The sequence below is a fragment of the Pseudomonas sp. GXZC genome (genome assembly GCF_026967615.1).
Taxonomy (GTDB): Bacteria; Pseudomonadota; Gammaproteobacteria; order Pseudomonadales; family Pseudomonadaceae; genus Aquipseudomonas; species Aquipseudomonas azotoformans_A.
Map to the genome: position 1 here is coordinate 2746711 of NZ_CP114115.1, position 14384 is coordinate 2761094.

The 14384-nt window shown below is 62.7% G+C and carries 12 protein-coding genes; 3 read left to right on the forward strand and 9 right to left on the reverse strand.

Translation table 11 applies throughout. The features are described 5' to 3' along the window. The first annotated feature begins 107 nt into the window (after positions 1-107). On the forward strand, positions 108-1280 hold the full coding sequence (locus OZ428_RS13155) for a XylR family transcriptional regulator (protein WP_269133647.1): 1173 nt from the start codon (positions 108-110) through the stop codon (positions 1278-1280). 88 nt (positions 1281-1368) lie between these two features. Further along, positions 1369-2346, forward strand: coding sequence for a sugar-binding transcriptional regulator (locus OZ428_RS13160; protein WP_033903113.1), 978 nt, complete (start codon positions 1369-1371; stop codon positions 2344-2346). A gap of 204 nt (positions 2347-2550) precedes the next feature. Here OZ428_RS13160 and dhaL read toward each other — a convergent pair whose 3' ends face one another. Genes dhaL through OZ428_RS13185 form a run of 5 tightly spaced genes read right to left on the reverse strand, consistent with a single transcriptional unit; the run spans position 2551 to position 7474 of the window. After that, positions 2551-3198 carry a dihydroxyacetone kinase subunit DhaL gene (dhaL, locus tag OZ428_RS13165; RefSeq protein ID WP_061436225.1) on the reverse strand — a complete coding sequence of 216 codons (648 nt, stop codon included), beginning with the start codon at positions 3196-3198 and terminating at the stop codon, positions 2551-2553. A gap of 3 nt (positions 3199-3201) precedes the next feature. Beyond that, positions 3202-4203: a dihydroxyacetone kinase subunit DhaK gene (locus OZ428_RS13170; protein WP_269133648.1), complete on the reverse strand. Its 1002-nt coding sequence runs from the start codon at positions 4201-4203 to the stop codon at positions 3202-3204. Positions 4204-4239: 36 nt separating this feature from the next. Continuing rightward, the gene (locus tag OZ428_RS13175) at positions 4240-4998 is read right to left on the reverse strand and encodes an SDR family oxidoreductase (RefSeq protein WP_269133650.1); all 759 of its coding nucleotides are present in this window, start codon (positions 4996-4998) and stop codon (positions 4240-4242) included. Between the two features lie 14 nt (positions 4999-5012). Beyond that, complete coding sequence (locus OZ428_RS13180) at positions 5013-5990, reverse strand: ABC transporter permease (RefSeq protein WP_071494913.1); 978 nt, start codon at positions 5988-5990, stop codon at positions 5013-5015. After that, a complete protein-coding gene (locus tag OZ428_RS13185; RefSeq protein WP_269133652.1) occupies positions 5987-7474 on the reverse strand; it encodes a sugar ABC transporter ATP-binding protein in 1488 nt (495 codons plus the stop codon). The genes OZ428_RS13180 and OZ428_RS13185 overlap by 4 nt, the downstream gene beginning before the upstream one ends. Positions 7475-7730: 256 nt before the next feature. On the opposite strand from OZ428_RS13185, the gene rpiB reads away from it, so the two are divergent. Next, entirely contained in the window at positions 7731-8213 is a 483-nt protein-coding gene (rpiB, locus tag OZ428_RS13190) for a ribose 5-phosphate isomerase B (protein WP_038844192.1), read from the forward strand. 6 nt (positions 8214-8219) lie between these two features. Here the strand turns inward: rpiB and OZ428_RS13195 are convergent, their stop codons facing one another. From OZ428_RS13195 to OZ428_RS13210, 4 genes are all read right to left on the reverse strand, one after another. Further along, positions 8220-9485: a carbohydrate porin gene (locus OZ428_RS13195; protein ID WP_269133653.1), complete on the reverse strand. Its 1266-nt coding sequence runs from the start codon at positions 9483-9485 to the stop codon at positions 8220-8222. A gap of 56 nt (positions 9486-9541) precedes the next feature. After that, on the reverse strand, positions 9542-11950 hold the full coding sequence (locus OZ428_RS13200) for a glucose/quinate/shikimate family membrane-bound PQQ-dependent dehydrogenase (protein ID WP_269133654.1): 2409 nt from the start codon (positions 11948-11950) through the stop codon (positions 9542-9544). A 178-nt stretch (positions 11951-12128) separates the two neighbouring features. Then, complete coding sequence (locus OZ428_RS13205; RefSeq protein WP_177074334.1) at positions 12129-12869, reverse strand: IclR family transcriptional regulator; 741 nt, start codon at positions 12867-12869, stop codon at positions 12129-12131. A gap of 148 nt (positions 12870-13017) precedes the next feature. Beyond that, the gene (locus tag OZ428_RS13210; protein ID WP_269133656.1) at positions 13018-14346 is read right to left on the reverse strand and encodes an MFS transporter; all 1329 of its coding nucleotides are present in this window, start codon (positions 14344-14346) and stop codon (positions 13018-13020) included. Positions 14347-14384 lie beyond the last annotated feature (38 nt).

Genomic DNA, 14384 nt, shown 5'->3' on the forward strand with positions numbered 1-14384 from the left:
GATACTAGCAACGGCGTTGGGCCTGCCGATTATGAAAATCATCAAGGGAGAGTGCGATTTTGCGTAGCAGGGGCTAGTCTGTTTCGACCGGCCCCAGGATAAAAACAATGAAAACCCTACCGCCCGTGCACCGTATCGCCTTGCTGTTCAACGGCAGCAAAATCTACGACCGCGGCATCATCGCTGGCATCGGCAATTACCTGAGCAGCACCCGCGCGTCCTGGGACTTGTTCCTCGAAGAAGATTTCCTGTGCCGCCTCAAGGGCATTGAGCGCTGGCAGGGCGACGGCATCATTGCCGACTTCGACGACCCGCTGATTGGCGAGGCGCTGGCCGGGAGCAAGGTGCCGGTGGTGGCGGTGGGCGGGTCCTATGAGGATGTGCGGGCCTATCCCAAGGGCATTCCCTACGTGGCCACGGACAACTACGCCTTGATCAAGTTGGCCTATGAGCATTTGATCGAAGCCGGCCTGACGCAGTTTGCCTGTTTCAGCCTGCCCGAAGCCCAGGCCAATCGCTGGGCCCAGGAGCGCGAAAAAGCCTTCAAGCGCTTACTGCGAAGGGATGGCTTGCCCGTGCAGATCTATCGCGGCCTCGGCACCAGCGCGCCGCTGTGGGACAGCGCCGTCGAGCAGCAGATTGCCTGGCTGCAAAGCCTGCCCAAACCCATCGGCATTATCGCCGTCACCGACGCCCGCGCGCGGCAGTTGCTGCAGGCCTGCCTGACCGCCGGCATTGCTGTGCCGGAAGAAGTGGCGCTGATCGGCATCGACAACGACCCGCTGACCCGTACCCTCACACGGGTGCCGTTGAGTTCGGTGATCCAGGGCACCGAAACCATGGGCCGCACCGCCGCTGCGCTGTTGCATCAGATGTTGCACGGCAAGCCCTGCGCGGGCACGCAGGTGCTGGTGCCGCCGGATGCAATCAACGTGCAGGCGTCCAGCTTGCATCAACCTTTGGGTCATCCTTATGTGATGCAGGCGCTGCTGTTTATCCGTCAATACGCTTGCCAGGGCATCAAGACTGCCCAGGTGGCGGCCTATGTTGGCGTGTCCCGTTCGTCCCTGGAGGCGCATTTTCGCAAGGTGCGCGGGTGCAGCGTGCATGACGAGATCCTGCGCTTCAAACTCGCCAGTGCCGCCAAGGGGCTGGAGGACGATCACCTGGCGATTGCCGATATCGCCCAGCAATGCGGCTTCAAGTCCGCGCAGTACCTGCACACGGTGTTCCGTCGCGAGTTCGGCTGCACGCCACGGGAATACCAGCAGAACCATTAGAAACTTTGCAGGCTTGGCCCATTCGCCGCTGGACTTGCACCGCACAGACTAGGGAGAATGGTTTTTTGTGGCGTAAATGGAAGCTCCCATGACCGACAGTGCCCAGCGTGCCGCCAGCGACATCGACCTGATGACCGAAGTGGCCATGCTTTATTACCTCGACAACATCACCCAGGAAGCCATCGCCAAGCGCTTCGACCTGTCGCGGGTCAAGGTCAGCCGGCTGCTCAAGCGCGCCCGGGATGAAGGGGTGGTAGAGGTGCGGGTGTTGCAGCATCCGGCGTTGAACACGGAGCTGGAGCAGGCGCTGGTCGAGCGTTTCCAGCTGGACCGCGCGTTGATCGCGGTGGACCATGGCGACCCTGACACCCAGCGCTCGGCCGTGGCCAGCCTGGTCGCCAACTACCTGAACAAGACCCTCAGTGACGGCATGATCATCGCCGTCGGCATGGGCCGCAACGTCGGCGCGGTGGCCGAGAATGTGTTCCTGCCGGTGACGCGCAACTGCACGTTTGTGTGTGCGATTGGCGGCTCGCTCAAGGCTGGCGAATACATGAACCCCGACCATATCTGCCGACGCCTGGCCCTGCGTTTTGGCGCCGAGAGCGAAACCCTGTACGCCCCGGCCCTGGTGGCCAATCCGGAACTGCGCAGCGTGTTGATCAACAACGACACCGTGCGCTCCACCCTCGACCGCGCGCGCCGCGCCGATATTGCCTTGATCGGCATCGGCGACATGAGCGAGAACAGCAACATGGTGCGCATGGGCTGGTTTTCACCCCAGGAAATCGCCCAGGCCCGTGTGTCCGGTACGGTGGGCGACATGATGGGCTATGACTTCATCGACATCCACGGCCAGCCGGCGGTCAACGCCATGCAGGGCAGGGTGATCGGCTTGACGGTGCAGGAGTTGGTGCGCATTCCCGATGTGGTGGCGATTGCCAGCGAGAACACCAAGGCAGCGGCCACCCTCGGCGCGTTGCGCTCCGGGGTGATCAACACCCTGGCGACGACCGTGTCGAATGCGTACACGATCCTTGCCCTGGATGATGCGACGCGTCGTTAGGCTCAGTCGCTACAGGCCGTCAGGTAAGAGCGAGCGCTGTACCTGTGGCGAGGGAGCTTGCTCCCGTTGGACTGCGCAGCAGTCCTAGTCTTTTAAAACAAAGAGCTGGGGCCGCTTCGCGGCCCAACGGGAGCAAGCTCCCTCGCCACAGAGTACTTTGCGTTCTTGCGACTTCTTGACTGACTGGCTGCTCACCACAAACAACTAAGCAACCAACCGCGCCTCCACCGATTCGGCGAGGTCGGTGAGGATCAGGCAGCACGACACCGCGCCGGCGTCCAGTACGCCGAGGGAGCGTTCCCCGAGGCGGCTGGCGCGGCCGATTTTTGCCACCAGGTCGCGGGTGGAATCGCGGCCCTGGGAGGCCGCGCTTTTCATCTGGCGCAAGGCCTCGCTGAACGACGCGTCGCTGGCCTGGGCCTGTTCAAAGGCTTCCACCGCCGGGATCAGCGTATCCATCAGGCATTTGTCGCCCACACCGGCATCGCTGATGTCCTGCAAGGACGTGAGACCACCGCGCAGCAGCTTGGCGAAGGTCGCCGCGTCAATGCTGTCGCGGCCGCGCACTTCGTCGGCCATGCCGATGAACAGGCTGCCGTAGAGCGGGCCCATGGAGCCGCCGATGCCTTCCATCAGCGCCAGGGTCAGTTCGTCCAGTGCCTCGGCCAAAGACAGCTCGCGGCCTTCGAGGGTCTTGCCGCAGCGTGAGAACCCCTTGGCCATGTTGATGCCGTGGTCCCCGTCGCCGATGGCGCCGTCCACTTCGCTGAGGTATTCGCGGTTGGCGACGATGATCGACACCAGGTTGGTGACGATGGCGCTACCGGTGTTGCTGGGGAAATGCTCGCTCATGCGCTACTCCGACTGGGTCATGCCGATGGAGCGGCAGGGTTGGTCGATCAGGCTGCTCAGTTCGGCGTCGAGGCCGAGCAGGGTCAGGGTCACGCCCATCATTTCCAGCGACGTGAAATAGTTGCCCACATAGCAGCGGTGAATACGCAGGCCCTTGGCGCGCAGTTGGCGCTCGACCTCGGCGTAGAAAATATACAGTTCCATCACCGGCGTGGCGCCCAGGCCGGAGACCAGCACCACCACGCTCTCATCTTGGGTGAAGTCGCGGTCAGCCAGGATCGGCGCGAGCATGCGTTCGGCCATGGCCGCAGCGGATTCCACCGGCACCACTTCAATGCCCGGCTCGCCGTGATGACCGATGCCCAGTTCCATCACGCCATCGGCAATCTGGAAGTTCGGCTTGCCCACCGCCGGGATGGTGCAGGGCGTGAGGCCCACGCCGATGGAGCGGCAATGGTCCACGGCCTTCTGCGCCACACGGATCACGCCGTCAAGGTCGTAGCCCTGGGCGGCGGCGGCACCGCCGATTTTCCACATGAAAATCTCACCGGCCACGCCGCGACGCTTGGCGATGTCGGCGGGTGGGGCAGAGGCTACGTCGTCATTGGCGACCACGGTGCGAATGTTCATGTCTTTGCTGGCGGCCATTTTCATCGCCAGCTTTACGTTCATGTTGTCACCGGCATAATTGCCGTACAGGCACGCCACGCCCGCGCCCTGGTCGGCGGCGCGGAACGCATCGAAGAAACTCTTGGCGGTGGGCGAGGAGAAAATCTCGCCGACGGCCACCGCATCCACCAGCCCTGGCCCCACATAACCCAGAAACGCCGGCTCATGCCCCGAACCGCCACCCGTGACAATGCCCACCTGGCCGGCCGGTGAAGTCTTACGCTTACCGATGACCCGTGGGTTGCTCTCGTACTGCACCAGTTCCGGGTGCGCCAGGAGGATGCCGGCGAGCATGTCCTCGACCACCAGGTCCGGATCGTTGATGACTCGATTCATAGGGTGTTTCCTTGTTCTTATCTGTCTGGAATCGGATTACTGAATGCTGTAGCCGCCGTCGATCACCACGTTTTCGCCGGTGATCATCTTGGCCGCATCGCTGACCAGGTAAAGCACCAGCCCGGCGATCTCTTCCGGCTGGGCGAAGCGCCCCACCGGGATCTGCAATTTGGCCTTCTCACCCAGTTCGCCGGCCCACGCCTTCTTGCCCAGGGCGGTCTCGACGATGGTTGGCGACACGGCGTTGACGTTGATGCCGTGGGGCGCCCATTCCATGGCCAGCACTTTGGTCATGCCGACCACTGCCGCCTTGCTGGCGCAGTAGGCCACATGGCGATCAAGGCCAATCACCGCCGCTTGGGAGGCCAGGTTGACGATGCGCCCGCCGCCTTGTTCGATCATATGCCGGGCACAGGCCTGGGCCACGAAGAAGCTGGCTTTGAGGTTGATGTCCAGGGTGGTGTCCCAGGCGTTTTCGCTGACGTCCAGGGCCTTGTCCAACAGCGCGACCCCCGCGCTGTTGACCAGGTAATCAATGCGCCCGAGTCCGGCGTGGGCCTCATCAATCGCAGCCTGTACCGAATCGAGCTGGCGCAAATCAGCCACCAGGCCCAAATGCCCCGTGCCGAGGCTGGCGGCCACTTCGACCACCGCGGGGTCACGATCCAGCAAGGCCACCCTGGCACCGCGCTCCACCAACAAACTCGCGCAGGCCAGGCCGATCCCGGCGGCGCCCCCGGTGATCACGGCGCAACGGCCGGTGAGGTCGAACGCCTGGTTCCAGAAATTGGACATTGCACACACTCCACTTAGCGTTTTTTCTTGCGCCAGACGTCGATCAGCACCGCAAGCACGATGATCAACCCCTTGGCCACTTGTTGGTAATACGACGACACCCCGAGCAGGTTCAAGCCGTTGTTGATCACTCCGATCAGCAGCGCGCCAAACAAGGTGCCGACGATGCTGCCGGTGCCGCCGGACAGGCTGGTGCCGCCGATCACCACGGCGGCAATCGCGTCCAGCTCATACGACACGCCGGCCTGGGGCAGGGCCGAGGTGGTCCGCGCCGCCAGCACCACGCCCGCGAGTCCCGCCAGCAGGCCCGAAATCACATACACCGAAAACGTCACCTTGCGTACGCCAATGCCGGAAGTGCGCGCGCTCTTTTCATTGCCGCCCACGGCGTACACATAGCGTCCGTAAGTGGTGTAGCGCAGCACCATCCAGAAGATCAGCGCGACCACTGCAAAGATAATGATCGGCACGCCGATGGGGCCGAGCTTGCCGATGCCCAGGGCCAGGAAACTGTCCGGCAGGTCGGTGACCGGGCTGCCGTCGTTGAGGATAAAGGTCATGCCCCGCGCCACGCTGAGCATGCCGAGGGTGGCGACAAACGGAGGAATGCTCAAATTGGCGACCATGAACCCGTTGACCACACCCAGCATGGCTCCGGCAAACATCCCGGCACTCACCGCCGCCAGCAGGCCGTAGCCCTGGGTCGCGACCAAGGCGCTGCACAAACCGGCAAACGCCAGGATCGACCCCACCGACAGATCGATGCCCTTGGTCAGGATCACGTAGGTCATGCCTACGGCGAGAATGCCGTTGATGGAAGTCTGGCGCAGGATGTCCATCCAATTGCGCCAGGTCATGAAGTATTCGCTGGAAAACGCCATTACCAGGCACAGCAGGATAAACACCAGCGGCAGGCCAAAACGGTCGAGTGACAGGCGCAGGCGATTGCGTGGCGCGGCGGTAACGGGGGCGGCGAGGACTTTGCTATTCATGAGGCAAGACTCAACAAGGCTTCCTGGGAAAGGGCGGTGTCGGTGCTGACGGTCACCAGCCGGCCGCCCTTGAACACGGCGATGCGATCACTCAGGTGCAGCAGTTCCGGGGCTTCGGACGAAACCACGATGGCCGCGCCACCGGCGCGCACGAATTCGTCCAGCAGGTGATAGATCTCCTGCTTGGCGCCTTCGTCGATGCCGCGCGTGGGCTCGTCGCAGAGCAGGCAGATCGGCTGCGTCGACAGGCATTTGGCGAGCACCACTTTCTGTTGGTTGCCGCCGCTCATGGACTCCACTGGCAAGTCCAGGGACGAAACCTTGATCTGCAAGCGCTTGACCATGCTCTGGGCCAGCGCGTTCTCCTTGCGCGCATTGATCACCGACCAACTCGACAGCTGCTTGTAGGCCGACAACGCAATGTTGGCGAGGATGCTGCCACTGAGCACCAGGCCGCTGTCTTTGCGGTCTTCGGTGACCAGGGACATGCCGGCGCGAATCGTCGCCGCTGGCGTGCCGGTCGGCAACGGCTGGCCTTGCAGGGTGGCGCTGCCAGCGTCCGGCAGGGTCAGGCCGTACAGGCAGTTGAGGAATTCGCTGCGCCCCGAGCCCATCAGGCCATAGATGCCGAGGATTTCACCCTGGCGCAGTTGCAGGCTGATGTCCTGGAACTCGCCGTCGCGGCTCAGGCCACTGACGTCCAGGCAGGTGGTGGCGGCGCATTCGCGGCCGACCTTGTGGTCGATGCGTTGCAACTCCTGGCCGACGATGCCGCGCACCAGGTGGGCGCGGTCAATATCCGCCATGCGCCCGCTCTCCACAAAGGCGCCGTCGCGAAAGATGCTGTAGTCGTCGGCGATCTGCGCCAATTCGCTGAGGCGGTGGGACACGTAGATGATGCCGGCACCCCGCGCCTTCAGGCGGCGGATCGCCTTGAACAGGGTTTCGGCTTCGCGCTCGCCGATGGCCGAAGTGGGCTCGTCCATGATCATCACCTGGCAGTCATGGCTGAAGGCCTTGGCGATCTCCACCAGCTGAATCTGCGCCACGCTCAGGCGATGCATGGGGCTGGTGGCGTCGACGTCGAATTCCAGGCTTTGCAGCAATTCGCGAGTCCGCCGATTCAGTTCCTTGCTGTCGACGATGCAGCCAGCGCGGCGCGGCTCGCGACCGAGCCAGATGTTCTCGGCCACGGTCATGTAGGGGATGGGTTCCAGTTCCTGGGTGATCATCGCCACGCCCGCGGCGAGTGCCGCACTGGGGCGGTCGAACTGCACCGGTTGGCCGTTGAGCAGGATGGTGCCGGCGTCACGTTGGGTGATGCCCATGAGGATGCTGAGGAAGGTCGATTTGCCGGCGCCATTGCCGCCGCACAGTGCGTGCACGCTGCCGGCCCGCAGGGAGAGACGCCCGTCGCGCAGGGCAGGGACCCCGGCATAGGCTTTGGAAACTTGTTCAGCCTGGAGCAGTAATGGCGTGGCCATCGGTGTGTCCTCTTGCTGATTTTCTTATTAGGTAGGCTTAACCAACAGCCTGATCATATGATCGGATAGTGATCATATGTTTAAACTGCTTGAGGCGGTTTTGTCAATGCTTTGCCCACGGCTCTCGCCGAGGTTTTGGTGTTATTTAGTGTTTGGGTCTTTAAATAAGCCTTGACAGCGACCTGCTCATCGCCCGCTAATGATTGTGCATAATTTCAGTGAGTGATCATATGATCGGTCTGATGGAGAAACAGTAATGGGTGCACAAACGACGTTTTCGGTGGCCATCGGATGCGACGAGGCGGGCTTCGAGCTCAAGGAATTGCTCAAGCGCTTTATCGAAGGCCTGGGCTATGGGGTCGAGGATTTTGGCTGTCATTCGTCCAGCCCGGTGCTGTACCCCGATATCGCGGCGGCGGTGGCCATGGCGGTGGGGGCGGGTGAGCAGCGCCTGGGCGTGTTGATTTGCGGCACTGGTATTGGCATGGCGATCTCTGCCAATAAGATCAAAGGCGTGCGGGCTGCACAGGCTCACGACACGTATTCGGCCGAGCGTGCGCGCAAGAGCAACGATGCGCAGATCCTGTCCATTGGTGCGCGGGTGATCGGGCCCGAGCTGGCCAAGAGTATCGTCAAAGTGTTTCTGGAATCGGAGTTCGAAGCGGAGCGCTCCGGCAAGAAAGTCGAGCGCATCACTGCGCTCGAACAGGCGAACAGGGCGTTGCCGTCAGACGACTGAGCCGTTTCAGAACACCGCCTTGACCTGCAGGCCCAGCACCAAGGCGTTGTCGATGTTGTCACCGGAAAACGCACCCGGCTCGATGATGTATTGCACATCCGGGCGCAGGGTCAGCCAGGGCGTGGCCTGGTAGCCGTAGCTGAGTTCGATCAGCTGTTCGGCATTGCTCAGGTTGGGGTATTCGTTGCCGGCGTTGAAGGCTGCCAGCTCCTGCACCTCGCGGCTGCGCGGGTTGGGCACGGCGCGACCGTAACCCAGGGCCAGGGTGTCACGCGGCCGGCCTTCGAACGGCTTGTACAGCACCACGCCCGCGCCATACCACTTGCTGAACGGCGAAGCCGCTTCACTGGCGGCAGAGTATTGACCGAAGGCGTGCAGCACGCGGCCGGCGGAGGAGTCGGAAGCCCAAACGGCCTGGTCGATCAGCAGGTAGTGGCCGCCGCGACCGCTGACTTCCTTGCTGCTGCCGATGCGTTTCACGTCGGAGCTGTCGTAGTAATAGCCCAGCTTGTATTCACCCGGCAGGTTGCCCGCGTGTTTGTACACCAGCTCGATCGGCACCACGGTGCCGGTGGTGTGTTTGGGGCCCAGTTTCCAGGCGCGGCTGGAATTGCCGTTGCTCTCTGGGTCCACGTTGAACGCGGCGACGCGCAGTTGCCAGTTGGGCGCAAAGTCGTATTTCACCCGCGCACCCAAGCGCGCATTCGGGTAGTTGGTCCAGCCGCTGCCGCCGGACATGTTCAGCGGGTGCCCGCAGAAACCGGCGTTCATGAAGTTGCACAGGATGCCGCTGTCCAGGCCGCCGAGGTCATTGCCCATGGCCATGTAGCCGAGCTTGACGTTGAGAGTCGGCGTGAACAGCGTGCGCTCGTAGCTCAACTCGGTCAGGCGCGTGTAGAGGCCACCGTAGTTTTCCTGGATCGGCAGGCGGTTGCCCACCAAATCCTCGGAAGCGCTGTTGCCGCGACGGTCGTTAATAGTGACTTGGATGCGGTCGCCATTATTGAAACCGTAGATTTTGCCCAGGTCGAACTGCACGCCCAGCTTGAGGTTCTGCGAGTAGCGCGCCGAGCGGTGCTGGCCACCGTGGGCGTTGTAGGCGGTTTCACCGCTGTAGTCGCCGGTGAAGCGGATGCCTTGCGCGTCGAGTTCGCGGCGCAGGCCGCCCCAGTCGCCGGTCAGGGTGGTGTCATCGGCTTGCACGGGCAGGGCGGCACCCAGGGCGAGGCCCAGCAACAGGCGCCCAAGGGGAATATGAGAAGTGGGGGTCATGCGGGTTTTTCCAGGCAGAAGGCGCGGCGCCGGGGAGGCGCCGCGCGAACAGGGGGTTATGGCAGGGCGTAGGCGATCACGTAGTCGCCACGGTCGGTGGACTGGCGTGCGCCACCGGCGGTGATCACGATGTATTGCTTACCGGTTTTCGGCGACACGTAAGTCATCGGGCCACCTTGGCTGCCCACGGGCAGGCGGGCTTTCCAGACTTCATCACCGTTGCCGCTGTTGAAGGCGCGCAGGTAGAAATCCTGGGTGCCGGCGATAAAGATCAGGCCGCCCTGGGTCGAAAGGGTGCCGCCGAGAGTTGGCAGGCCGATCTTGATCGGCAGGTGCATGCGAATGCCCAGCGGACCGGTGTCTTCCACGGTGCCGACCGGCACTTGCCAGGCGACCTTTTGCGTCTTCATGTCGATGGCGGTCAGGGTGCCGAACGGCGGCGCCTGGCACGGAATACCGGCCACCGACAGGAAGCGGTTCTTGTTCACGGCATACGGCGTACCCTTGAGCGGCACGGCGCCCATGCCGGTGTTCAGCGCTTCGCCACCGGACGCGGCCTGGGCCTTGTTCTGCGACGGCACCATCTGGATCCACAGGCCCAGGCGCATGTCATTGACGAAGATAAAACCGTGTACTGGATCGGTGGAAATGCTGCCCCAGTTCATGCCACCCAGGGAGCCTGGGAAACTCAGGGATTTATCGGTGCCCGGCGCGGTGTACAGGCCGTCGTAGCGCATGCCCTTGAAGTCGATACGGCACAGCAACTGATCGTAGGGAGTGGCGCCCCACATGTCCGATTCGGTCAGGGTTTGCGCGCCGATCTGCGGCATGCCCACTGATTTCGGCTGGGTCGGGGAGTAGGGTTCGTTGGGGATGTTGGCGGCCTTGACCGGAACTTCTTTAACGTCGGTCAGCGGTTTGCCGGTGGCGCGGTCGAGCACGTAGATCTGTCCGGCCTTGGTGCCGATCACGACCGCAGGCACGGCTTTGTCGCCGCCCGGTGGCGTGAAGTCGATCAGGCTTGGCTGCATCGGCAGGTCGAAGTCCCACAGGTCATTGTGGACGGTCTGGTACACCCACTTTTCCGCGCCGGTGGAGGCATCCAGCGCCAGCACCGAAGCGCCGTATTTGTGGTTGAGCTGGGTGCGTTCCACGCCGTAGATGTCGGTGGACGAACTGCCCATCGGCAGGAAGACCGTGTTCATCAGCGGGTCGTAGGACATCGGCGCCCAGCTGTTCGGCGTGCTGCGCACGTAAGTGCTGCCGTCAGCCGGGGCTTTTTTGTCTTCCGGGTTGCCGGGGTCGAAGGCCCAGCGCATCTGGCCGCTGATCACGTCGAAGCCACGGATCACGCCGCCGGGCATGTCGGTCTGCACGTTGTCAGCTACGCGGCCGCCCACTACCACAGTGGTGCCAGCGATCAAGGGGGCGGAAGACAGTTGGTAGTAGCTGTCCGGCACGTTACCCAGGCCGGCTTTCAAATCCACCTGGCCGTGGGTGCCGAAGTCTTCGCAGAATTTGCCGGTGTCGGCATCCACGGCAATCAGTCGCGCGTCGATGGTGTTGGTCAGCAGGCGACGCTGGCATTGCGCACCGGCCGGAACACTGGCGGCAATGATCTGTGAGCTATTCGGCTGGGTCGGCTGGGCAATCGGCGCGGTGGCGTCGAAATACGCCATGCCACGGCAACGCTGCCACACCGCCGATTTGGCGTTGACCTCGTTCTTCCACAGCTCTTTGCCGGTGTCGGCGTCCAGGGCGATCAGGTTGTTGTGGGGTGTGCAGATGAACACCTTGTTGCCGATCTGCAGGGGCGTCAGCTGGTCTTCGGCACCGTTGCCGTCGCTGATCGCCACGTCGCCGGTGTGGTAGGTCCAGGCCACTTTGAGCTTATTGACCGTGTCACGGTTGATCTGGTCCAGCGCAGCGAAGCGGCTGCCGCCTTCGGTGTTGCCGTAATGCGCCCAGTCTTTCTGCGCATCGGCCGCAGCCACCGGGGTGATGCCTGGGCCGGTGCCGGTCGGTGCCACGCTTGGGTGGGCGACGAACATGTTGCCCGCCGCGACTGCCACGCCCAACGCCAGTACGCCAGCCACCGCATAGGCGCCACGTGCAGGCCGGTTGACGAGCAACGGGTACACCAGCGCCACCACCATGCCGATGGCTGCGAACATGAACACGCGGGAGAACAACGGCCAGAACACCAGGCCCACGTCCGCAACGGCCCAGATGGCCGTGCCGATCAAAAAGGCGGCGAACAACCAGGCACCGGCCGGCTTGCGGCCGGCGATCAGCAACCCGGCAATCGTCATGACTGCGCCGCCGATCAGGAAGTACCAGGAGCCTCCCAGGCTGACCAGTTTGACGCCGCCAATGGCCAGCGCGAGGCCGAGCAGGGCGATGATCACGCCCAGGCCCAGCAGTAAGAATCTAGAGGCGCCAGCGGCGCGCGATGCTCGTTTCATGTCGACAGGACTCGAATGTGAGAGGGCAAAGACGCGATTTTAGCAAGATAAGTAACTGGTTAGTACATTAGAGTCCTGCAATAGACTATTACAGGTGCTGCGAAGATGGCATGTGGTGGAATGTCGCTCAGGGTGCGATCCGTCTGGCACCCTGCTGTTCTGCGCATCAGTGATGAGTTTAGTCGGCTTTTTTGCCGCGCAGCTTTTTCTGCGGGGCGTCGGTGTCGGCCAGTGCGTCGCCACCCAGGCTACGGGTCAGTTCGACGGCGGCTTGCTGGAACAGCGGGTGCAGCGTCTGCGCTTGTTCGGCGGTCAGGCGGCTGGCGGGGCCGGAGAGTACCAGCGCGCCGATCAGGTTTTCCCCTGGGCCGAAGATGGGCAGGGCCATGGACGAGGCGTGGGGGTCGGTGGCGCCGTGGGAGAAAATCGGCTTGATCATCTTCGCGGCCAGCGAATAGGGCGTGCGCAACGCCTCGGCCCCGGCGGCACCGTCCATGGGGCGGGTGTCACCGGGTTGCAGGTGCAGGCGCAGGTGATGGGGGGAGTTCACACGGTACAGGCACATCCGATAAGCGCCGTGGCGTACATAGAAGGACGCAGTTTCGCCGGTTTCCTGGGTCAGGCGGTGCAGCAGTGGGGTGATGTGGCGTTCAAGGTCGAGGCCGTCCTGATACACGGTGTTCAAGCGCATGATCTCGGTGGCCAACTGATAGCGACCGTCGGCCAGGCGGGTGATCAGGCCGTGATCCTCCAGCGAGACCATCAAGCGCATGATGGTGCTTTTGATCAGCCCGGTGCGGGCGGCGAGTTCGGCCAGTTCCAGGGCGGTATCCCCCATGCGGAAGGCAGTGAGCACGGTGAGCACCCGATCAGCCGAGGCCACCCCGGTGACTGCGGGGCGTGGGCGGGTTTTTACCATGGGGTGCTCCTTGTTGGGGGGAAACTGCAAAATACTGGTATTGGCGGATGGGGGCAATCTTGACTGTCCACCGGAACTAAAGGTGGGAGTGGGCAAGCCCCAGTGCCCATCAGTTAAGGCTGAGCACTGTACCTGTGGCATTAGGATTTCAGTTGGCGCTGGCTGCTTTATTGAACTCCACGGTTTCCTTCATCTGCTTGCGCCCCATCAACAACACCATCACCGCACCTGCCGCACACAGCGCCGCCAATGGCAGCAGCGCAATCGCGTAACTGCCCGTAGCATGATGAATCGTGCCGTACACGTTAACCATGATCCCGCCGCCAATCAGGTTGGCCATCGCGCCCACCGCCGCCAAGCCAGCAGCAGCGGTGGAGGAGGAGAGCCAGGTGGAGACCAATGCCCAGAACGGTCCTTTCATGGAGTAAGCACCGATCAGCACCATCGACAGCATGATCACCGTCGCCACCAGGGATGAGGTGACCAGTGCCAAGAGCAGGCCGCCCGTGATCAGCAACAAGGTGGTCGCGGTGTGCCAGCGGCGTTCGCCGGTTTTATCCGAGCTACGGCCCCACAGGATCATCAGGATCGATGCCAGCCCATAGGGAATGGCATTGACCAGGCCGATTTCCAAGTTGTTCAGGCCAAAGGTCTTGAGCAGTTGCGGCGCCCACACGCTCATGGTGCTGCCGGCCGCCGAGGCGCCGGAGTAGATCAGTGCCAGCACCCAGATGTGTTTGTGGCGCAGCAGTTTCCACAATGAGATATGCCCGATAGCGGTCTTGCGGCTGCGTTCTTCGTCGAGTCGACTGGTGAGCCAATGGCGTTGCTCGTGGCTCAGCCATTTGGCTTGCTCCGGGCGATCGGTCAGCACAAACAGGCAGGCAATGCCCAACAGTACCGCCGGAATGCCTTCGATGATGAACAGCCAGTGCCAACCGCGCATGCCGAACCAGCCGTCCAGGCTCAACAACAAGCCGGACAGCGGCGAGCCGATGAAGTTGGCGCCGGGAATCGCCACCATGAAAATAGCGACCATGCGCCCACGGTACGCCGCTGGCAGCCAGTAGGTGAGGTACAACAGCACGCCCGGAAAGAAGCCGGCCTCGGCCGCACCCAACAGGAAGCGCATCACATACAGCGAGTTGGCGCCGGTGACAAACGCGGTGCCGGCGGAAATCAGGCCCCAGGTGATCATGATCCGCGCAATCCACACCCGTGCGCCGAAGCGCTGCAGGGCCAGGTTGCTCGGCACTTCCACCAGGAAGTACGAGACAAAGAACAGGCTGCTGGCAAAGCCGAAGATTGCCGGGGTCAGCCCCAGGTCCTGGTTCATTTGCAGCGAGGCCATGCCGATGTTGCCACGGTCGATGATCGCCAGCAGGTAGCAGAGGATCAGGAATGGCAGCAGTCGCCACGCCACCTTGCGCATGGTTGAACGCTCAAGGGCGCTGATGTCGGTAGAACTGATAGGCATGACTCTCTCCCGTGTTGTTTTTTTTGGAGAAGCGTGAT